Source organism: Shimia aestuarii, assembly GCF_022814865.1.
GTDB lineage: Bacteria > Pseudomonadota > Alphaproteobacteria > Rhodobacterales > Rhodobacteraceae > Shimia > Shimia aestuarii_A.
Genome location: NZ_JAKVRD010000015.1, coordinates 59,766 through 79,860, shown reverse-complemented (window position 1 = coordinate 79,860; position 20,095 = coordinate 59,766). Strand labels below are relative to the sequence as shown.

Annotated in this window: 19 protein-coding genes; 15 read left to right on the top strand and 4 right to left on the bottom strand. The window is 61.9% G+C overall.

Annotated elements, in window-relative coordinates:
• Nucleotides 1–181: 181 nt before the first annotated feature.
• The 5 genes from rpsD (at nucleotide 182) to MK745_RS14335 (ending at nucleotide 4,407) form a co-directional block, all read left to right on the top strand.
• Nucleotides 182–802 carry a 30S ribosomal protein S4 gene (gene rpsD / locus MK745_RS14355; protein WP_243613988.1) on the top strand — a complete coding sequence of 207 codons (621 nt, stop codon included), beginning with the start codon at nucleotides 182–184 and terminating at the stop codon, nucleotides 800–802.
• A 141-nt stretch (nucleotides 803–943) separates the two neighbouring features.
• Entirely contained in the window at nucleotides 944–1,468 is a 525-nt protein-coding gene (locus MK745_RS14350) for a TIGR00645 family protein (RefSeq protein ID WP_243613987.1), read from the top strand.
• Between the two features lie 151 nt (nucleotides 1,469–1,619).
• Nucleotides 1,620–2,705 (top strand): histidinol-phosphate transaminase, encoded by a 1,086-nt coding sequence (gene hisC / locus MK745_RS14345; protein ID WP_243613986.1) that lies wholly within the window; start codon nucleotides 1,620–1,622, stop codon nucleotides 2,703–2,705.
• Nucleotides 2,702–3,628 (top strand): prephenate/arogenate dehydrogenase family protein, encoded by a 927-nt coding sequence (locus tag MK745_RS14340; protein WP_243613985.1) that lies wholly within the window; start codon nucleotides 2,702–2,704, stop codon nucleotides 3,626–3,628. The genes hisC and MK745_RS14340 overlap by 4 nt, the downstream gene beginning before the upstream one ends.
• On the top strand, nucleotides 3,625–4,407 hold the full coding sequence (locus tag MK745_RS14335) for an extensin family protein (protein WP_243613984.1): 783 nt from the start codon (nucleotides 3,625–3,627) through the stop codon (nucleotides 4,405–4,407). Before MK745_RS14340 ends, MK745_RS14335 begins: the two co-directional genes overlap by 4 nt.
• Nucleotides 4,408–4,413: 6 nt before the next feature.
• On the opposite strand, the gene MK745_RS14330 is transcribed toward MK745_RS14335, so the two are convergent.
• Nucleotides 4,414–5,409 (bottom strand): DUF2125 domain-containing protein, encoded by a 996-nt coding sequence (locus MK745_RS14330; protein WP_243613983.1) that lies wholly within the window; start codon nucleotides 5,407–5,409, stop codon nucleotides 4,414–4,416.
• A gap of 71 nt (nucleotides 5,410–5,480) precedes the next feature.
• On the opposite strand from MK745_RS14330, the gene MK745_RS14325 reads away from it, so the two are divergent.
• The 3 genes from MK745_RS14325 to MK745_RS14315 all read left to right on the top strand — a co-directional run bounded on the left by MK745_RS14325 (nucleotide 5,481) and on the right by MK745_RS14315 (nucleotide 9,306).
• Entirely contained in the window at nucleotides 5,481–6,005 is a 525-nt protein-coding gene (locus MK745_RS14325) for a gamma-glutamylcyclotransferase (RefSeq protein WP_243613982.1), read from the top strand.
• 97 nt (nucleotides 6,006–6,102) lie between these two features.
• The gene (locus MK745_RS14320; RefSeq protein WP_243613981.1) at nucleotides 6,103–7,353 is read left to right on the top strand and encodes a biopolymer transporter ExbB; all 1,251 of its coding nucleotides are present in this window, start codon (nucleotides 6,103–6,105) and stop codon (nucleotides 7,351–7,353) included.
• Between the two features lie 3 nt (nucleotides 7,354–7,356).
• On the top strand, nucleotides 7,357–9,306 hold the full coding sequence (locus tag MK745_RS14315) for a peptidoglycan -binding protein (protein ID WP_243613980.1): 1,950 nt from the start codon (nucleotides 7,357–7,359) through the stop codon (nucleotides 9,304–9,306).
• Between the two features lie 6 nt (nucleotides 9,307–9,312).
• Here MK745_RS14315 and MK745_RS14310 read toward each other — a convergent pair whose 3' ends face one another.
• The 3 genes from MK745_RS14310 to gloB form a co-directional block, all read right to left on the bottom strand.
• Nucleotides 9,313–10,281, bottom strand: a complete 969-nt coding sequence (locus MK745_RS14310) for a M23 family metallopeptidase (RefSeq protein ID WP_243613979.1) — start codon at nucleotides 10,279–10,281, stop codon at nucleotides 9,313–9,315.
• Nucleotides 10,281–12,605 carry an ATP-dependent Clp protease ATP-binding subunit ClpA gene (gene clpA / locus MK745_RS14305; RefSeq protein ID WP_243613978.1) on the bottom strand — a complete coding sequence of 775 codons (2,325 nt, stop codon included), beginning with the start codon at nucleotides 12,603–12,605 and terminating at the stop codon, nucleotides 10,281–10,283. The genes MK745_RS14310 and clpA overlap by 1 nt, the downstream gene beginning before the upstream one ends.
• Before the next feature lie 177 nt (nucleotides 12,606–12,782).
• Nucleotides 12,783–13,550 carry a hydroxyacylglutathione hydrolase gene (gene gloB / locus MK745_RS14300; protein WP_243613977.1) on the bottom strand — a complete coding sequence of 256 codons (768 nt, stop codon included), beginning with the start codon at nucleotides 13,548–13,550 and terminating at the stop codon, nucleotides 12,783–12,785.
• A gap of 61 nt (nucleotides 13,551–13,611) precedes the next feature.
• Here gloB and MK745_RS14295 point away from each other — a divergent pair, with 61 nt between their 5' ends.
• The 7 genes from MK745_RS14295 (at nucleotide 13,612) to MK745_RS14265 (ending at nucleotide 20,063) form a co-directional block, all read left to right on the top strand.
• Entirely contained in the window at nucleotides 13,612–14,352 is a 741-nt protein-coding gene (locus tag MK745_RS14295) for a class I SAM-dependent methyltransferase (protein ID WP_243613976.1), read from the top strand.
• 356 nt (nucleotides 14,353–14,708) lie between these two features.
• Nucleotides 14,709–15,275: a F0F1 ATP synthase subunit delta gene (locus MK745_RS14290; protein ID WP_243613975.1), complete on the top strand. Its 567-nt coding sequence runs from the start codon at nucleotides 14,709–14,711 to the stop codon at nucleotides 15,273–15,275.
• Entirely contained in the window at nucleotides 15,276–16,814 is a 1,539-nt protein-coding gene (gene atpA, locus MK745_RS14285) for a F0F1 ATP synthase subunit alpha (protein WP_243613974.1), read from the top strand.
• A 12-nt stretch (nucleotides 16,815–16,826) separates the two neighbouring features.
• Nucleotides 16,827–17,702, top strand: coding sequence for a F0F1 ATP synthase subunit gamma (locus MK745_RS14280; RefSeq protein ID WP_243613973.1), 876 nt, complete (start codon nucleotides 16,827–16,829; stop codon nucleotides 17,700–17,702).
• A gap of 15 nt (nucleotides 17,703–17,717) precedes the next feature.
• Nucleotides 17,718–19,142, top strand: coding sequence for a F0F1 ATP synthase subunit beta (gene atpD / locus MK745_RS14275; protein ID WP_243613972.1), 1,425 nt, complete (start codon nucleotides 17,718–17,720; stop codon nucleotides 19,140–19,142).
• Nucleotides 19,143–19,153: 11 nt separating this feature from the next.
• The gene (locus MK745_RS14270; RefSeq protein ID WP_243613971.1) at nucleotides 19,154–19,549 is read left to right on the top strand and encodes a F0F1 ATP synthase subunit epsilon; all 396 of its coding nucleotides are present in this window, start codon (nucleotides 19,154–19,156) and stop codon (nucleotides 19,547–19,549) included.
• A 163-nt stretch (nucleotides 19,550–19,712) separates the two neighbouring features.
• Nucleotides 19,713–20,063, top strand: a complete 351-nt coding sequence (locus MK745_RS14265) for an H-type lectin domain-containing protein (RefSeq protein WP_243613970.1) — start codon at nucleotides 19,713–19,715, stop codon at nucleotides 20,061–20,063.
• Nucleotides 20,064–20,095 lie beyond the last annotated feature (32 nt).

Here is a 20,095-nt window from a genome sequence, read left to right as displayed (position 1 = left end):
GTCCCGGCATTTGGGGCGGGCCGTTCGCATTTCTTGCCAACCTCGCTTGACTCCCCCGTCAAACCCTTTATACGCGCGGCTTCATTGGTGTTGGTGGCCCCCGCAAGGGGAACCCTGTCACGTCGGTCAAACCCGGCGAGAGGACAACGCCCTTCGAGAACCTGAACGAAGGAGATCAGCCGTGACCAAACGCACGACTGCCAAGTACAAAATCGACCGCCGGATGGGCGAAAACATCTGGGGTCGCGCAAAATCCCCGGTCAACCGCCGCGAATACGGCCCCGGCCAGCACGGCCAGCGCCGCAAGGGCAAGCTTTCGGACTTCGGTCTGCAGCTGCGCGCCAAGCAGAAGCTCAAGGGCTACTACGGCGACCTGACCGAAAAGCAATTCCGTCGCATCTTCGGCGAAGCCGAGCGTGTCAAAGGCGACACCGGTGAAAACCTCATCGGTCTGCTCGAGCGCCGCCTCGACGCCGTTGTTTACCGCGCCAAGTTCGTGCCGACCGTCTTTGCGGCGCGTCAGTTCGTGAACCACGGCCACGTGCTCGTGAACGGCAAGAAGGTCAACATCCCCTCCTACCGCGTGAAGGAAGGCGACGTGATCGAAGTTCGCGACAAGTCCAAGCAGATGGCTGCCGTTCTCGAAGCGACCCAGCTTCCCGAGCGCGACGTGCCGGACTATGTCGAAGCCGACCACTCCAAACTGACCGCAACCTTCGTGCGCACCCCGGGCCTCTCGGATGTGCCGTACCCGGTCATGATGGAACCGAACCTCGTGGTCGAATACTACGCGAACAACTAAGACTGTTCGCCACAGACCTGTTTTTGGAAAACCCGCTGCCGTGTGCAGCGGGTTTTTCTTTGCGCGGGTGCGGCATTCAGGCCATTGCCTATGCCCGTCCGAAATCCTATGCGCTTTGACGTCGGAACAAGGGCAGGGATCATGGGCAATTCAGTCGAACGTGGATTTGAGAAGACGTTGTTTGCGTCGCGTTGGCTCATGGCGCCGATGTATCTTGGTCTTGTGGCCGCATTGGCGATGTTGGTTTTTGTCTTTGGGCATGAACTTCTCGCCTATATCCCGCAGGCGCCGAAGATGGGCGCGGATAAGGTCATCCTCGTGGTGCTGACGCTGATTGACCTGACTCTGGCGGGCAATCTGCTCTTGATCGTCCTGTTCTCGGGCTACGAGAGTTTTGTATCGCGTATGGACGTGGCTGAGGCGGATGAGCGGCTTGGCTGGATGGGGACGGTGGATTTCTCCGGCCTGAAAATGAAGCTCATCGCGTCGATCGTGGCGATCTCGGCCATCCACCTGCTCAAGCGGTTCATGGAGATCGGCAAGGGCGGTAAGGATTTTGCCAGTGAAGAACTTCTCTGGATGGTGGCGATCCACATGGTCTTTGTCCTGTCGGGGGTTCTGATGGCGGCGATGGACTGGATGACGGCACAGGCGAAGAAGAAATAGCGCCGAAAGCGTTTCGACATAGACGTGAGGCACGAAGACAAGCCACAAAGGCGTGGCCGCAATCACGCACATATCTCAAAGTCGCGATTAGAACCTTTCCAACCTCTCATGGCACGGCTAAGAAACGGGTCGAAGAGTGGAGGGCACGCATATGTCACGTATTGAGCCGAAGCCGGGGATCATGGATATCGATCTCTATGTCGGTGGCACGTCCAAGATCGAGGGCGTGAGCGACGTGGTGAAACTGTCGTCGAACGAGAACCCGTTCGGCTGTTCTGACGCTGTGAAAAAGGCGTTTAGCAAGGCAGGGCATGGGTTGCATCGGTATCCGTCGACGGACCATGCCGAGCTGCGCGCGGCGATTGCCGATGTGCATGCGCTCGACGCCGAACGGATCATCTGTGGTGTGGGGTCAGACGAGGTCTTGCAGTTCGTGACGCAGGCCTATGCGGGCGTCGGCGACGAGGTGATCTATACTGAGCACGGGTTTTCGATGTATCCGATCCTCGCCAAGCTGGTCGGAGCGACCGGTGTCGTGGTGCCTGAACGGGACCGCAGGGTTGATGTGGATGCTATCCTCAAGGCCTGCACCAAGAAAACCAAGATCGTCTTTATCGCCAACCCCGGCAACCCGACTGGCACCATGCTTGGCCCGAAGGAGGTTGCGCGGCTGGCCGATGGCCTTCCTGAAGGGGCGATCCTTGTGCATGACGGAGCCTATACCGAGTACGTTGGTGGGGCCGATGGCGGCGCGGCGCTTGTCGATGCGCGCCAGAACGTTCTCATGACGCGCACCTTCTCGAAGATCTATGGCCTTGGTGGGCTGCGGATCGGCTGGGGGTATGGGACGAAAGAGATCATCGACGTGCTCAACCGTGTGCGTCAGCCGTTCAACCTCTCGACGGTGCAGCTCGAGGTCGCAGAGGCGGCGGTTCGGGATCAGGCTTGGGTGCAGAAATGCCGCGATGACAACACGCGTCTGCGGGCGTGGCTCTCCGATGCGCTGGCCGATAGTGGCGTTGCTTCTGACGAGTCCTGTGCCAATTTCATCCTGGCCCGTTTCGACAGCCAGGAAGAGGCCGAGACCTGTGATGATTACCTCAAGACCCAAGGCCTGATCGTGCGCAGGGTGGCGGGCTATGGCCTGCCCAACTGCCTACGGATCACCGTCGGGGACGAACCCTCTTGTCGGCGTGTCGCGCATGCAATTGGCCAGTTCAAGGCAGGCGCCACATGAGCGCCCCGGTCTATGAACGTGTCGCCTTGATCGGGCTTGGCCTGATCGCGTCGTCGATGTTCTGGGCGATCAAGCGTGGCGGGCTTGCGGGCGAGGTCACGGGCTATGCACGTTCTGAGGCCACACGCGACACCGCGCGCCGGATCGGTCTTTGTGACCGGGTCTGCGATAGCGCGGCGGAGGCGGCGGAAGGGGCCGATCTCGTGGTGCTTTGTGTGCCGGTTGGGGCGATGGGCTCTGTCGCGGAAGAGATCGCGCCGGTCCTGAAGCCGGGCGCGACGGTCTCGGACGTGGGATCGGTGAAACGCTCGGTGATCAATGCGGTCGCGCCGCACCTGCCCGACACCGTACATTTCGTCCCGGCCCACCCGCTTGCAGGGACCGAACATTCCGGCCCGGAATCGGGCTTTGCCGAACTTTACGACAACCGTTGGTGCATCCTTGTGCCCGCGGATGAGACGACAGACCCCGAGGCGGTCGCCCGGCTGCGCGCCCTGTGGGAAGGCATGGGGGCCAATGTCGACGAGATGGACGCCGATCACCATGATCTTGTCCTTGCCGTGACCAGCCACGCGCCACACCTCATCGCCTATACGATGGTCGGCGTTGCGGATCACTTGCGCCGGGTGACGGAAAGCGAAGTCATCAAGTATTCCGCCGCCGGTTTCCGGGATTTTACCCGGATTGCCGCCTCGGACCCGACCATGTGGCGCGATGTGTTCCTCAACAACAAGGAAGCGACGCTCGATATCCTCGGCCGCTTCACCGAAGAGCTTTTCGTGCTGCAACGGGCCATTCGCATGGGCGATGGCGATCACTTGCATGAGTATTTCTCTCGCACCCGCGCGATCCGGCGCGGTATCATCGAAGCGGGACAAGATACGGAAGCGCCAGATTTCGGGCGCGCCGCGAAGAAGCCATGACGGGCCGGGCGGGGGGTATCGCGCTCGTGCTGGCGCTGTTGATCGCCGAGGTGGCGGTCGCGCAGGCTCCGAACCGCTCGCCCCGCCCGGTGCTTCGCGAAGACACCTATCCCATTGCCCTGCCAAGCCACGCGCCGCGCCAGTCGCTACGTCCGGTGTTGCGCACGCATAATGTGGCGCGCAATGCCGCCGTGTCTGTCCGCCCTGCCGTTGTCCGGCCCACCCCCAAGGGAGCGGTGCCGCAAAGCGCGGTCGGCAAGGTGTGTCGCGATCGTGATCTGCAGGGGATCGTCGTTGGCCATGTGCCGGGCAAGATCTCGGGTTGTGGCATCGCCAAAGACGCGGTCAAGATCTACTCGGTCTCGGGCATCGCCTTTAGCCAACCCGCCGTCATGCGATGCGACACGGCGCGGGCGATCAAGTCCTGGCTCGAGGGTGGCATGGCGCGATCTGTCGGGCGCTATGGTGGGGGCGTGGAAAAGGTCAAGGTCGCCGCCGGGTATTCCTGCCGCACGCGCAACCATAAGAAAGGCGCGAAGATCTCCGAGCACGGCAAAGGCAATGCGATTGATTTCTCGGCCTTCTACCTTGCCAATGGCGACGAGATCTCGGTGCTGCGCGATTGGGGCAAGGGCAAGAAGGGGCGCATCCTGAGGGATATGCACCGGAGTGCCTGCGGCCCCTTTGGCACCGTTCTTGGACCGGAGTCAGACCGTTATCACAAGGACCATTTCCATTTCGACATCGCCCGCTATCGCAGCGGGCCATATTGCCGCTAGGGTCGTTTAGCGCAGGATGAGCCGCGGGGCAGGGCCGATGGGCACCGGGCCGATCCGCGTCAGGCCGCCGCGAAAGTTGAGCGGGATGTCGAGGGTCTTGGGGTTGCCTGCCATGGCCGAGAGCAACTGCAACCCTTGTTCGATCCCGTCAATCAGAGCAGCCGGCAATTCCTCACCCTGCCGCGCCAGCGCGATGATCTCGCGCCAGTTGGTGGCGCGCAGCGTGATCTCGCCCTGCGGATAGCCGGACGGGTCGATATCGACCTGGCCCGCCGCATGGAGGTCGAGACGGCCCCAGGTGAGCTGCGCCATATGCAGGTCGAGCGCGGTTGGCTGTGGGCGCGAGTCTTCAAGCGCTGTGATGTCCCAGGGGCGGGCAAACGTGGCGCTCAGATCGGCCTCGACGGTCTTGAGTGTGCGGGGCAGGGCGGCACCGCTGCGCGCGGCGATCTCGGCGGGCGGGGCAAAGCCCGTCGCAGACAGCGCCATGCGATAGGTCGCCTCGCTTTCGGGGTCTTTGTGCATGGCAAGGCGTAGCGTCTCTGCCGAAAGAGACCACCCCGCCTCAGAGACAAGCGCCAGCGCATCCACCGCGAGGTTGGACCGCTCGAGAGGGAGCGAAGGCGCTCCCGCGACGATGAGTGACGCCTTCATGTCTTCGCTCTTGACCGTCACCCGTTGGTCGGGGAAGGCAAGAACCTGTTCATGCGGCCAGATCGCGATCAGGTGGTTGGGGCGGTAGCTCAGAGCGAAAAGCTGAAAGAACGGGGCTTCCCATGCAACGCCGGTGCCTGGATCGGCAAGCGCCACGTCGGAGAATGTCGCGTCAAAGCGGTTGGGAAAGCCGCGCACGGCAATGTCCGATGTTTCGGCAAGCCACCCTTCGGCCTGCCGCGCCGCGAGCCAATCCTCAAAGCCTGATTTGGCGCGTGTGGCTCCGACGAACCAATAGGCGCTCCACCCGAGGGTGAGAACAATGATCACGATCAGCAGACGTTTCATGAGAGAGCCCTTTCGCCGGTCCTTGGTTTGGTGTTTAACCGCCCCGCAACATAAGGACCAGAGGCAGGACGATGTGGGTTTTCGGATATGGTTCCCTACTGTGGAACCCCGGTTTCGAAGTGCAGGAACAGGCGGTCGGCACGCTTTGGGGCTGGCACCGGAGTTTCTGTATGCGCTCGATCCACCATCGCGGCACGGTCGAGGCACCGGGGCTTGTACTGGCACTTGATGCCGAGGACGGCGCGCATTGCCAGGGTGTCGCGCTGGCCGTGGCCGAGGGGCAGGAGGCGCAGACGCTCGCGTACCTTCGCGAGCGGGAACTCGTCTCGTCGGCCTATTTCGAGACCAATCTCGAGGTCGAACTACGCGATGGGCGACGTATTGAGGCGGTGACCTACGTGATCGACCCCGACCACGTGCAATATTGCCATCTCGACTTGGAGGAACAGGCCCAGATCATCGCCCGCGCTGTGGGTGGGCGGGGGCCGAATACCGACTACCTGCACAACACGGCATCGCACCTGACGGAACTTGGCATCGAAGATGGCGATCTCGACTGGCTTTCGGCGCGCGTCCGGGCACTGACGGGGACGTGACGCGGCACGACTGCCCGGTCCGGTGATAAAACCTTGGCACCTGCCCTGCGAGCCAGTAGGGTGAGCGCAGAAAAACAACGTGCCGGGGGCTGTCCAGATGGACCAGCAGGACCGCGAAGTCGAGCTGCATTTCTCTCATCCTGTCCGCCAGATCATCCTGATGTTGATCGTGCTCGGACTTGTCGGGCTATTGGCCTATGTCGCCTTTCCGAAGGTGCAGCCAGTCTTTATCGCCAACCCCTATCTCAACGGGTTCATCTTCCTTGTCTTCGTGATCGGGGTTCTCGCCTGTTTTGGGCAGGTCTTTTCGCTCATCAATTCGGTGCGCTGGATCGAGCGGTTCGCGACTGGAAGCGAAGGCGGGGAACCATCAAGCGCGCCCTCGCTCCTTGCGCCCTTAGCGACACTTCTCAAGTCACGCAGCACCTATAGCCAGATCAGCGCCACCTCGACGCGCTCGATCCTCGACTCTGTGGCGACACGGATCGACGAAGGGCGCGAGATCACGCGCTACCTCGTCAATATGCTCATCTTCCTTGGCCTTCTGGGGACGTTCTATGGCCTTGCCACGACGGTTCCGGCGGTGGTCGACACGATCCGCAGCCTTGCACCACAAGAGGGCGAAGGCGGAGTCGAGGTCTTCTCGCGGCTGATGACCGGACTTGAGAGCCAGCTTGGCGGTATGGGCGTGGCTTTTGCCTCGTCGTTGCTTGGTCTGGCGGGCTCGCTCATTGTCGGCCTTTTGGAACTGTTTGCCGGGCATGGGCAGAACCGTTTTTACCGCGAGCTTGAAGAATGGCTCTCGTCGATCACACGCCTTGGCTATAGCTCGGGAGATGGCGAAGGGGAGGGCGGCATCGACGAGGCGGCGATGGCCCTTGTCCTCGACCAGATGGGCGAGCAGATGGACAGCCTGCGCACGCTCTTTACCGAGGCCGGGGAACGGCAGGCCGCGGTTGATGACAAGCTTGGCCAGCTTGCCGAGAGCATGACACGGATGACCGAGCGGATGGAGGCCAACGCGCCGACGACGCAGGCGCTCTTGCGGGTGGCCGAAGGTCAGGAACATCTTATCGCGACGCTCGAGGCGCGGGCAGAGACGGACGCGGACGGTGGCATCGACGCCGAGAGCCGGATGCGCCTGCGCTCGATCGACGTTCAGATGCTGCGTATTCTCGAAGAGATTTCCGCCGGGCGACAGGAAAGCATGATTGAGTTGCGCACCGATCTTGCCGCGCTGGGCCGCGTTCTCAAGCAGGGTCAGCAGGCCGCCAATGCAGGCGGCGGCGCGCGTCGGGGCAAGCGCAAGCCAGCGCAGGATGATCCATCGCAGGGGCAGGAGGGCTAAGCTATGGCCCTGTCCCGCCGTACCGGACAACGTTTCCAAGCGTCGATCTGGCCCGGTTTCGTGGATGCGATGACCGGGCTTCTGCTTGTGCTGATGTTCGTGCTGACCATTTTCATGGTGGTGCAATTCGTTCTACGCGAGACGATTTCCGGACAAGAGACAGAGCTTGATGAGCTCTCTGCCGAGGTTGCCGCGCTGGCGCAGGCGCTGGGCCTTGAGCAACAGGCCAATGCGGCCCTTGAACAGCAGGTTGGCGGACTTCGGGCGACGTTGAACGATGCGCAGGACGAAGTGGCCCGACAAACCGCGCTGATTGCTTCGCTGTCGTCCGATCTCGCGGCGCGGGAAGACGCCCTCGCCGCAGCACAGACCCAGATCACAAGCTTTGAGGCACAGGTCGCGGCGCTTCTTGCGGAGCGGGATACGGCGCTTGCGCAGGTGGACGCCCTCGAGGGGGAAAAGGCCGAACTTCTAAGCGAGCAAGAGGCGCTTAATCTTGCGCTTGCCACGGCGCGCGACGAGATCGATTCACAGGCCGAGGCGGCCCGTTTGGCGGCGGCCCGGCGCGAGGCGCTCGAAGCGATGATTGCCGATTTGAACGCCGAGGCCGAGGCGAGCGCCGAGGACCGCGCCGCGCTTCTTGCCCGTGCCGAAAGCCTCGAAGCGGAATTGGATGAGCAGGAGAAACAGCGCCTCGTTGAAGCGGCGGCGAGCGAAGCCTTGCGCAAGCGCCTTGAAGAGGCGGATGCGGAACTGACCGCGATGACCCTCGCGCTTGAGGCTCAGCGCAAGAAGGCCGAGGAAACGCTGACCCTTCTGGCGGCGGCGGAGAAAGCGCGCGACGACCTCGATCTGCGGCTCGCGGCGGCGCTTCTCGAAGAGGAAACCACCGAGGAGGCGCTGGCCAAGGCGCAGGCCGCGTTGGCCGCGGCAGAAGCGGACCGCGCCGCGCAAGGCGAAGAGATGAGCGCTGCGATTGCCGCACGCGAGGCCGACCTCGAGGATTTGCGCGCCCGTCTGGCCGAGGCGGTTGCGGCGAAGCTTGCCACCGACGAAGACCTCGCCGCACGCCGCACCGAGGCCGAGGCGCTGGCCGCCGACAAGGCCGAGATCGAGGCTCAGCTTGTCGCCGCTTTGGCCGCCAAAGTCGCGGCAGAACAGAACGCCGAGACCCAACTCAGCGAAGCCGAGCAACGTGCCGCGCTTCTCAAGGCGGCGAATGCGGAACTTGCCGATGTCGAGGCGCGCTCTGCCGAGAGCCAGCGCGAAGTGGCGCTCTTGAACCAACAGGTTGCCGCCCTGCGCCAGCAATTGGGGTCGCTTCAGGCGTTGCTTGACGATGCCAAGGAACGCGATGCGGCGGCGCAGGTCCGGCTTCAGAGTCTTGGCACCGACCTCAACGCGGCGCTGGCCCGTGCCGCGGCCGAGGAGCGTCGGCGGCGGCAACTCGAAGAGGCCGAGCGCAAGCGGCTTGAGGAAGAGGCCAAGAACCTTGAGCAATATCGTTCGGAGTTCTTTGGCCGTCTGCGCGAGGTGCTTGCAGGGCAAGAGGGCGTGCGGATCGTCGGCGACCGGTTCGTGTTTTCCTCCGAGGTGCTTTTCCCGCCCGGCGGGGCCGAGCTATCGACAGCGGGCGAGCGCGAGATTGCAAAGATCGCGGGGATCCTGCGCAGTGTCGCGGACGATATTCCCGATACGATCGACTGGGTGATCCGGGTCGATGGCCATACCGACAACGTGCCGATCATCAACGGCGCAGCGTTTGCAGATAACTGGGAGCTGAGTCAGGCGCGGGCGCTGTCGGTGGTGCGCTACATGGTGAATTTCCTTGGCATCCCGCCGAACCGTCTTTCGGCGAACGGCTTTGGCGAGTACCAACCGCTCGACCCCCGCGACACGCGCGAGGCGCGGGCCAAGAACCGCCGGATTGAGTTGAAGATCACCGAGAAATAAGGCGGCCTAGTCGGTCAGTGTTGTTTCGGCCGTGAGGCGGCCAAGTTCGCGCCCGTCGCGGATCAGGGTGACTGTGCCGATATAGCGGCCCGGAACGGTGTTGCCCGCGTGCAGTCTGCGCCCGGCGGCGCGCATGGCTTGGGCCTGCGTCTTGTCGATGGTCGCATCGTGTTCGGAAAAGAGGCCATTGGGGCCCTCAATCTTGAAATGCATCGTGTCGCCGGGACGGGTGCCAAAGAGGTGCCCCCAAAGCACCAGCCCGCCTTGTGCCGCAGAGATGCGAGGGGCGTGGGCCTTGCCCCATTTGACGTGATCGTAGCTTGGAACACCAAAGCTGAACCCGGCGTTGATAAGGCCGCCTGCGCGATAGGGGGTGTTCTTTTGCCAGAGGGTATCATCGCCTTGCGAGCCACAGGTGAGGCGGTCGTCGGTATTGAACGGATCGACCAGCGTACCGTTATGGCGCACGGAGATGTGCAGATGTGGGAAAGCGGTGCGCCCGGACATGCCGATCTGTCCAATGACGGCGCCGGTCTCGATTTTCTCGCCTCGCTGTACCGCGATAGAGCCCATTTGCATGTGGCAATATTGGGTGACCCAGCCATCGCCATGATCGATCACGACGCCATTGCCACAGTCCTGTCCCTCGGGAAAATCCATTTCGGCACCAAGAAAGTGGTCTGGCACACCATCGCGCGTGGCGGTGACCACGCCAGGGGCCGCGGCGAGCGCGTTCACACCGGACAGGGCCTCAAGATGGGTGGCAAGAGCCACATCGGTGCCTTTGTGACCGTCATAGGTCAGGTGGCCGCAGGTGAAATCCCGTGCGCCGGGGCCGGGGTCCGCATCGACATAGTTCTGAATAAAACAGGTCTCTCCAAGCGCGCAATCGACGGGCAGCGCGAGGGTAATGCCTTCGGAAAAAGCAGGGGCCGCCGCAAGCGCGGCGGCCGTTGCTAAGGCGAGCCGGTGCATTACTCAGCGGTGAGAAGCGGCGGCTTGGTCCCTGTCAGGCGTGGGTTGTCGGGGCCGTCGAAGGTCAGCTTCAGCTCGCCATTCTTGACCGTGACCTTGACCACGCCGCCCTTGGCGAGCTTGCCAAACAGCAGCTCTTCCGCGAGGGGCTTCTTGATATGCTCCTGAATCACGCGACCAAGCGGGCGGGCGCCCATCTTGTCGTCATAGCCCTTGTCGGCAAGCCATTCGGCCGCTTTCGGGGTCAGTTCGATGGTCACGTTGCGATCCATGAGCTGTGCCTCAAGTTGCAGCACGAACTTCTCGACCACCTGCAGGATGGTGTCCTTGGGCAGCGGCGCGAAGGAAATCACCGCGTCGAGACGGTTGCGGAATTCCGGCGTGAAGGTGCGCTCGATGGCGGCGGTATCCTCGCCCTCGCGACGGTCGCGGCCAAAGCCGATGGCGGATTTTGCCAATTCGGCAGCACCGGCGTTCGAGGTCATGATGAGGATCACGTTGCGGAAATCCACGGTGCGCCCATTGTGATCGGTGAGCGAGCCGTGGTCCATCACCTGCAGCAGGATGTTATAGACATCCGGGTGCGCCTTTTCGATCTCGTCGAGAAGGAGGACACAATGCGGGTGCTGGTCGACGCCATCCGTCAGCTGGCCGCCCTGATCAAAACCGACATAGCCCGGAGGCGCGCCGATCAGGCGGGAAACGGCGTGTTTCTCCATGTATTCGGACATGTCGAAGCGCAGCAATTCGACCCCAAGCGTCGAGGCGAGTTGCTTGGCGACCTCGGTTTTGCCGACACCGGTCGGCCCGGCAAAGAGATAGTTGCCGATGGGTTTTTCCGGTTCGCGCAGGCCCGCACGGGCCAGCTTGATCGCCGACGACAGCGCCTCAATGGCGTTGTCCTGACCAAAGACCACGCGTTTGAGGGTCTTCTCCATATCCTTGAGAACCTCGGCATCATCCTTGGAGACGTTCTTGGGCGGGATGCGGGCGATCTTGGCGACCACGGCCTCGATCTCCTTGACGCCGATGGTCTTGCGCCGCTTGGAGGCGGCCACGAGATGCTGCGCGGCACCCGCTTCGTCAATCACGTCGATCGCCTTGTCGGGCAGTTTGCGGTCATTCATATAGCGCGCCGAAAGCTCAACCGCCGTCTTGATCGCATCATTGGTGAATTTCACGCTGTGATGGTCTTCGAAATAGGGCTTGAGCCCTTTCAGGATCTTGATCGTGTCGGGCACCGAAGGCTCGACCACGTCGATCTTCTGGAACCGGCGGGAGAGGGCGCGGTCCTTTTCGAAGTGTTGGCGGAATTCCTTGTAGGTGGTCGATCCCATGGTGCGCAGCTTGCCGCCCTGAAGCGCAGGCTTCAGGAGGTTAGAGGCATCCATGGCGCCGCCCGAGGTTGCGCCGGCACCGATCACGGTATGGATTTCGTCGATGAAAAGAACCGCGTCCGGATGATCCTCAAGCTCGGTTACCACGGCCTTGAGGCGTTCCTCAAAGTCGCCGCGATACCGTGTGCCCGCGAGAAGCGCGCCCATGTCGAGCGAATAGATCGTCGTATTGGCCAGAACCTCGGGGGTGTCGCCCTTGACGATCTGATGCGCGAGGCCCTCGGCGATGGCGGTCTTGCCAACACCCGGATCGCCGACGAGGAGCGGGTTGTTCTTGCGGCGGCGGCAGAGCACCTGAATACAGCGCTCGACCTCGGAATCGCGCCCGATCAGCGGGTCGATATCCCCGGCGCGCGCCTTGGCGTTAAGATCGACACAGTATTTCGCAAGCGCACTTTCCTTGTTGTCGCCCTCGGGGGTGGCGTCCACGGTGCTTTCGTCACCGAGATCTGCGCCACTTACCGGGCGGGCCTCGCCAAAGGCGGGGTCTTTGGCGACCCCATGCGCGATATAGTTCACGGCGTCATAGCGGGTCATGTCCTGCTCTTGCAGGAAGAAGGCCGCGTTGCTTTCGCGTTCGGCAAAGATCGCGACGAGGACATTGGCCCCCGTGACCTCGGTCCGGCCTGAAGATTGCACATGGATCGCGGCGCGCTGGATCACGCGCTGGAAGGCGGCGGTCGGGACCGCTTCGGAGCCTTCGATATCTGTCACCAGGGTGGAAAGATCTTCGTCGATATATTCCACGAGGCTGCCACGCAGCTCTTCGAGGTCGACGCCGCAGGCCTGAAGGACGCGCAGGGCGTCGGGTTCTTCAAGCAGGGCAAGAAGAAGGTGCTCCAGGGTGGCGAATTCGTGCTTGCGCGCGTTGGCCTGGGCCAGCGCCGCGTGGATTGCCTGTTCGAGCGTGTTCGAGAATGAAGGCACTGCTCTTGTCCTCCTTCGGGTTCTGGGTCGTTCGGGCGTCGTGTCCGTTCGACCATGGCCTCATGTTCTTAAAGTTTGGTCTATCTTGCCCGGTCTTCAAGGACTTTCTGCATTTTCCCGGTCACATTTCCTTTGGCGGGCCGGTTTCGGGGGAGGCTTTGGGCAGTGAATCCCGCCCTAGAACGCGTCCTTCAGGCGGCGGATTTCGGTGAAAACCTCTGTGTCTGTCGCATCTTGCATGCCAAGTTGGGCGCGAATGGCCGGGTCGTCGGCACGCAGGAACGGGTTTGTGGCCATTTCTTCGGAGAGAATCGACGGAACGGTCGGGCGGTTCTCCTTGCGCGCCTTGGCAATCGCCTCGCCGCGCGCCTTGAGCGCGGGATTGTCGGGATCGACGGTCAGGGCAAAGCGCAGGTTGGTTTCGGTATATTCATGCCCCGAGCAGACCATGGTCTCGCCCGGAAGCGCCGCGAGCTTGCCGAGGCTCTGCCACATCTGGGCGGGCGTGCCTTCGAAGAGGCGCCCACAACCAAGCGCCATTAGGCTATCGGCGGTAAAGACGACGCCGGTCGCGGGAAAGTGAAAGGCGACATGGCCGACCGTGTGGCCCGACACATCGAGAACCGTCATCTCCTCGCCGCAGACCGTTACTGTATCCCCCTCGGACACTGCGAGGTCGAGCGCAGGCAGGCGGTGTGCGTCGGCCTTGGCGCCGATGACCCGCGCCTTGTGCACCTCGAGAATGGCAGCAAGCCCGTCGACGTGATCCCAGTGGTGATGCGTCAACAGCACCGTATCGAGCGTCCAGCCGAGTTGGTTGAGGGCGCTTAGGATGGGGCCGGATTCGGGCGCATCGACAAGCGCAGTCTCACCGCTGTCCGTATTGTGAACGAGGAATGCGTAGTTGTCGGCAAGGCAGGGGATCGTCACTGTCTCGAGGGGCATGGATTTTCGCCTTTACGTTGCTATGGTGCCCCCAGACTTGCCGATCATATGGACAGTTGCAATGCATCTCGACGTGCAGGACCTCAGGAACTTCTATTACCGCAGCACCCTTGGCCGCGCGGCACAGAAAGCGGTGCGCGACGAGATGCGCGAACTTTGGCCCGAGGCAAAGGGGATGACGGTTGCGGGATACGGCTTTGCCGTGCCGCTCTTGCGGCCCTACCTCGCGGATGCGCGTCGGGTGATCGGCTTGATGCCCGCGCCACAGGGGGTCATGCCGTGGCCTGCCGGGCTCGCCAATGTCTCGGTGCTCTGCGAAGAAACGCTCTGGCCGATTGAGACAGGGCGGGTTGACCGACTTGTGATGATGCACGGGCTCGAGACCTGCGAACGGCCTGCGGACCTTCTCGATGAGGCCTATCGCGTTCTTGGCCCCGGTGGGCGGGCGCTTTTCGTGGTGCCGAACCGCGCTGGCCTCTGGTCGCGCAGTGATGCCACACCGTTTGGCTATGGTCGGCCCTATTCCATCGGTCAGCTCGAATCCCAGCTGCGCGCCGCGGGGTTCATGCCCGAACGCAACCGCGCCACGCTTTATCAACCGCCGTCGCACAAACGCTTCTGGCGCAAGACGGGGGCGCTTTGGGAAGGTATCGGCCGCACCATTGCGCCGGTTCTGGCGGGGGGCGTGTTGATGATCGAGGCGTCCAAGCGCGTGCACGCACCGCGCGGGCCGGGGGTTCATGTCAAAGTCCCCAAACCGCTTGGCGTGCTGAGCCCGAAACCGGGGACAGCGCCCGTCTGAGCCTTCCCTCCGGGTCAGGGCGGGGCCGGGTGCCGTCCCGCGCGGCCTGTTCTTTGCCTATTTTCTCCTGTTGTCGCTAACATTTTCCACCTTGTCGCCTTTGGGAATCGCGAAAATCCACGGATTCCCGGAATTTTTTTTGACGCAGGGTCGCGAGCAAAGGGTCGCACTTGGCAAAACGCCTTGAAAATATGGGGTTTTCGCGAAAACCGTAAATCGGCAAACAATGTTGCTAGGTGGGCAAGGCTCTGCTACATCGTCGCTGGATTTTACTGCCCCGATCCAACGGGGTTATGAAACGCCCCCGAGTGCAGCATACAATTGTATGCCGAAATTCGGGGCCAGAACGCGGAAGGGTGGACGTGTCCGAACCAGCTTCGATCTCCTCCGGCATCGCCGAACGCTATGCCACCGCGGTCTTCGAGATCGCGAAAGAGAACAAGACGCTTTCCAAACTGGAAGGTGGCCTTGACGACCTGAGCAGCGCACTGGACGACAGTGCAGAACTGCGCGACCTGATTTCCTCGCCGCTCTATAGCCGCGACGACCAGGCCAAGGCCATTGCCGAAATCGCCAAGAAAATGGGTCTTCAGCCGGTGCTGAAGAACGTGCTGGCCCTGATGGCCGAAAAGCGCCGCCTGTTTGTCCTGCCCCAGCTGATCTCGCGCCTGCGCGAACTCATCGCTGAGGACAAGGGCGAGGTGACTGCAGACGTGGTGACCGCCAAGCCGCTCACCAAGGCGCAGAGCGAAAAACTTGCCAAGACTCTTGCCGCGCGTGTCGGCAAGGACGTCAAGATCAATGCGGCCGTTGACAAGTCTCTTGTCGGCGGTCTTGTCGTTAAAGTGGGCTCCAAGATGATCGATACCTCGATCGCCTCCAAGCTCGCCTCCCTCCAGAATGCAATGAAAGAGGTCGGATAAATGGGTATCCAAGCAGCAGAGATTTCTGCGATCCTGAAGGACCAGATCAAGAACTTCGGCAAGGAAGCCGAAGTGGCCGAGGTCGGCCGCGTGCTCTCCGTCGGTGACGGTATTGCGCGTGTCTACGGCCTGGACAACGTTCAAGCCGGTGAGATGGTGGAATTTCCGGGCGGTATCCGGGGTATGGCCCTCAACCTTGAAAGCGACAACGTTGGTGTCGTGATCTTCGGTTCGGACCGTGACATCAAAGAAGGTGACACCGTCAAGCGCACCAACTCGATCGTGGACGTGCCTGCTGGTCCCGAACTTCTCGGCCGCGTGGTCGATGGTCTCGGCAACCCGCTCGACGGCAAGGGCCCGATCAAAGCGACCCAGCGCAACGTCGCAGACGTTAAAGCGCCGGGCATCATCCCGCGTAAATCGGTTCACGAACCGATGGCAACCGGCCTCAAGTCGGTCGACGCGATGATCCCGATCGGCCGTGGCCAGCGTGAGCTTATCATTGGCGACCGTCAGACCGGTAAGACCGCCGTGGCTCTCGACGCCATCCTGAACCAGAAATCCTACAACGACGCCGCCGGCGACGACGAGAGCAAGAAGCTCTACTGCGTCTACGTGGCTGTTGGCCAGAAGCGCTCGACCGTTGCGCAGCTGGTGAAGAAGCTGGAAGAAACTGGCGCCATCGAATACTCGATCGTCGTCGCGGCCACCGCGTCCGACCCGGCACCGATGCAGTTCCTTGCCCCCTACGCCGCAACCGCGATGGCGGAATACTTCCGCGACAACGGCAAGCACGCGCTCATCATCTATGATGACCTGTCGAAACAGGCTGTGGCCTATCGTCAGATGTCGCTGCTGCTCCGCCGCCCGCCGGGACGTGAAGCCTATCCGGGCGACGTTTTCTATCTCCACTCCCGCCTGCTCGAGCGTTCGGCCAAGCTGAACGAAGACTTCGGCGCTGGCTCGCTGACGGCTCTGCCGGTCATCGAAACCCAAGGTGGTGACGTTTCGGCCTTTATTCCGACCAACGTGATTTCGATCACCGACGGCCAGATCTTCCTCGAAACCGAACTCTTCTACCAAGGCATCCGCCCGGCCGTGAACACCGGTCTGTCGGTGTCGCGCGTGGGTTCGTCGGCTCAGACCAAGGCGATGTCCTCGGTGGCTGGTCCGGTGAAACTGTCGCTCGCTCAGTATCGCGAGATGGCGGCCTTCGCTCAGTTCGGTTCCGACCTCGACGCCGCGACCCAGCAGCTGCTGAACCGTGGTGCACGTCTGACCGAGCTGATGAAACAGGCTCAGTATTCGCCGCTGACCAACGCGGAAATCGTCTGCGTCATCTTCGCCGGTGTGAACGGCTTCCTCGACAAGGTCGACGTCAAGGACGTGGGTCGTTTCGAGCAGGGCCTCCTGCAACACCTGCGCGGCAAACATGCCGACCTTCTCCAGTGGATCACCGACGAAGATCCCAAGATCAAAGGTGATGCCGCTGATCGCGTCAAAGCCGCGCTGGACGAATACGCAGCTGACTTCGCTTAAGGGGTTCGGACAATGCCTAGTCTGAAGGACCTAAAAAACCGGATCGAGAGTGTGAAAAACACTCGGAAGATCACCAAAGCCATGCAGATGGTTGCCGCGGCGAAACTTCGCCGCGCGCAGGATGCTGCCGAGGCGTCGCGCCCCTATACCGAGCGGTTCAATGCCGTTCTCGGTGGGCTCGCGGCATCGGTCGGCGGCTCCGACTCTGCGCCCAAGCTTCTGTCGGGGACCGGCAGCGATCAGACCCACCTTCTCGTGGTGATGACCGCTGAACGCGGCCTCTGCGGTGGCTTTAACGCGAACATCGCAAAGCTGGCGCGCGCGAAAGCTGCGGAACTTTCCGCTGAGGGCAAGACCGTCAAGGTCCTGACCGTCGGCAAGAAAGGCCGCGACGCGCTCAAGCGTGAGCTGGGTGACCAGTTCGTTGGCCATGTGGACCTGACCGAAGTGAAACGTGTCGGCTATGACGACGCGCAAGGTATTGCGCGCGACATCCTCGGCCGGTTCGACAACGGTGAGTTCGACGTTGCGACGATCTTCTATGCGCAGTTCGTCAACGTCGTGACCCAGGTTCCAACCGCACAGCAGATCATCCCGGCCTCCTTTGAGGGTGCCGAGGCCGATGGTGCGTCGACCCTGTACGACTACGAGCCCAGCGAAGAGGCAATCCTTGCCGACCTGCTGCCGCGCGGCGTCGCGACACAGATCTTCGCAGCACTGCTGGAAAACGGCGCTTCGGAGCAGGGCGCGCGGATGTCCGCAATGGACAACGCGACCCGCAACGCAGGCGATATGATCGACAAGCTGACCATCGAGTATAACCGCTCGCGTCAGGCTGTGATTACCAACGAGCTTATTGAAATCATCTCGGGCGCTGAAGCGCTCTAAGACCGGAGACGAAACATGGCAAACGCAAAAGGCAAGGTGACCCAGATCATCGGCGCCGTTGTGGACGTGCAGTTCGAGGATGCCCTCCCGGAAATCCTGAACGCACTGAACACCGAAAACAATGGTAAGAAACTGGTTCTGGAAGTGTCCCAGCACCTCGGCGAAAACACCGTTCGCTGCATCGCGATGGACGCGACCGAAGGTCTCGTCCGTGGCGCGGCAGTCGAGGACACCGGCGCACCGATCTCGGTGCCGGTTGGTAACGCGACCCTCGGTCGTATCCTCAACGTCGTTGGCGAGCCCGTCGACGAAAAAGGCCCGGTGAACGCGAAAGAAACACGCGCCATTCACCAGCCGGCCCCGGAATTCGACGAACAGGCGACCGAGACCGAGATCCTCGTGACCGGCATCAAGGTTATCGACCTTCTCGCACCTTATTCCAAAGGTGGTAAGATCGGCCTCTTCGGCGGCGCCGGCGTGGGTAAAACCGTTCTCATCATGGAACTCATCAACAACATCGCAAAAGTGCACTCGGGTTTCTCGGTGTTCGCAGGTGTGGGTGAGCGGACCCGTGAAGGCAACGACCTCTACTGGGAAATGATCGAATCTGACGTGATCAAGCCCGACAACCTCGAAGAATCGCAGGTTGCTCTGGTCTACGGTCAGATGAACGAGCCTCCGGGGGCACGTGCCCGCGTCGCTCTGACCGGTCTGACCCTCGCAGAACAGTTCCGTGACCAGTCCGGGACCGACGTTCTGTTCTTCGTCGACAACATCTTCCGCTTCACGCAGGCCGGTTCCGAGGTGTCCGCACTTCTCGGCCGTATCCCCTCTGCTGTGGGTTACCAGCCGACGCTGGCCACCGACATGGGCGCGATGCAGGAACGCATTACCTCGACCAAAGCAGGCTCGATCACCTCGATCCAGGCCGTGTACGTTCCCGCGGACGACCTTACCGACCCCGCACCGGCCACGACCTTCGCCCACCTCGACGCAACGACGGTTCTCAACCGTGCGATCTCCGAGCTTGGTATTTACCCGGCCGTTGACCCGCTCGACTCGTCCTCGCGTATTCTCGACCCGCAGATCGTGGGCGAGGAGCACTATCAGGTGGCCCGCGACGTTCAGAACATCCTTCAGCGCTACAAGTCGCTTCAGGACATCATCGCCATTCTCGGCATGGACGAACTCTCGGAAGAAGACAAACTTACCGTGGCCCGTGCCCGTAAGATCCAGCGTTTCCTCTCGCAGCCGTTCGACGTTGCGAAAGTGTTCACTGGCTCGGACGGTGTGCAGGTTCCGATCGAAGACACCATCTCTTCGTTCAAAGCGGTTGTCGCTGGTGAATACGACCACCTGCCGGAAGGTGCCTTCTACATGGTGGGCGGCATCGAGGAAGTGATCGCCAAAGCCGAGAAGATGGCTGCTGAAGCGGCCTAAGGAGGCCCGAAATGGCAAACACGATGCAATTTGACCTGGTCAGCCCTGAGCGGAGCCTCGCTTCGCTTCAGGTGACCGCCGTGCAAATCCCCGGCGCAGATGGCGACATGACCGCCATGCCGGGGCATGCGGCGACGCTGACCTCGCTGCGCCCCGGCGTGGTGAAGGTTCAATCGTCTGACGGCGAAAAAGACTTTGTCGTCACCCGCGGTTTCGCCGAGATTTCGGCGGATTCGATTTCGGTGATCGCCGAGCACGCCCATGTGGGTGTCGACGTGACCAAGGCCGATCTTGAGGATGTTCTCTCTGCAGCCCGCGCCGCAGCCGAGAACGCCGATGCGGAAGACAAGGACGCGGCGGAGAAATTCGTCGCCGACATGGTTCACCTGCTCGACTCCATGGATTGATCCAACGGACCGACAGGACCGGAACAAGGCCCCTTCCCGCGCGGAAGGGGCCTTTTCTTATTCAACGACGGTGTTGGCGCCCTGATCTGACGTCATTCGGTCTATTTCCAATTGCCAAGGCCCTGTGAATTCCGTTAGGTCAATGCGACTACTGGAAGATGAAATGAAGCGACTAAGAAATCATCTTATCGGGGTGGCGCAAGGTGACGTGCCCCTCTTTTCGGATTTTGAAGACGGCGGTGACATGTGGACTGGCACCGGCCCCCGCGAGCGCCGCAAGACCGTCACTTTCTCTGAACCGTTCCGCCAACCGCCCTCCGTACAGGTCGGTCTTTCGCTTTCGGACATGGATAGCGCGCATAACACCCGCGCGGAGGTCAAGGCAGAGCATATCAGCGCAACCGGATTTGACCTTGTGTTTCGCACATGGGGCGACACGCGGATCGCGCGGGTTCGGATGAGTTGGTTCGCGATTGGTGAATTGCACCACGCCGATGATTGGCAGATCGAATAGGACAAAAAAGGGCGCCACAATGGGCGCCCTTG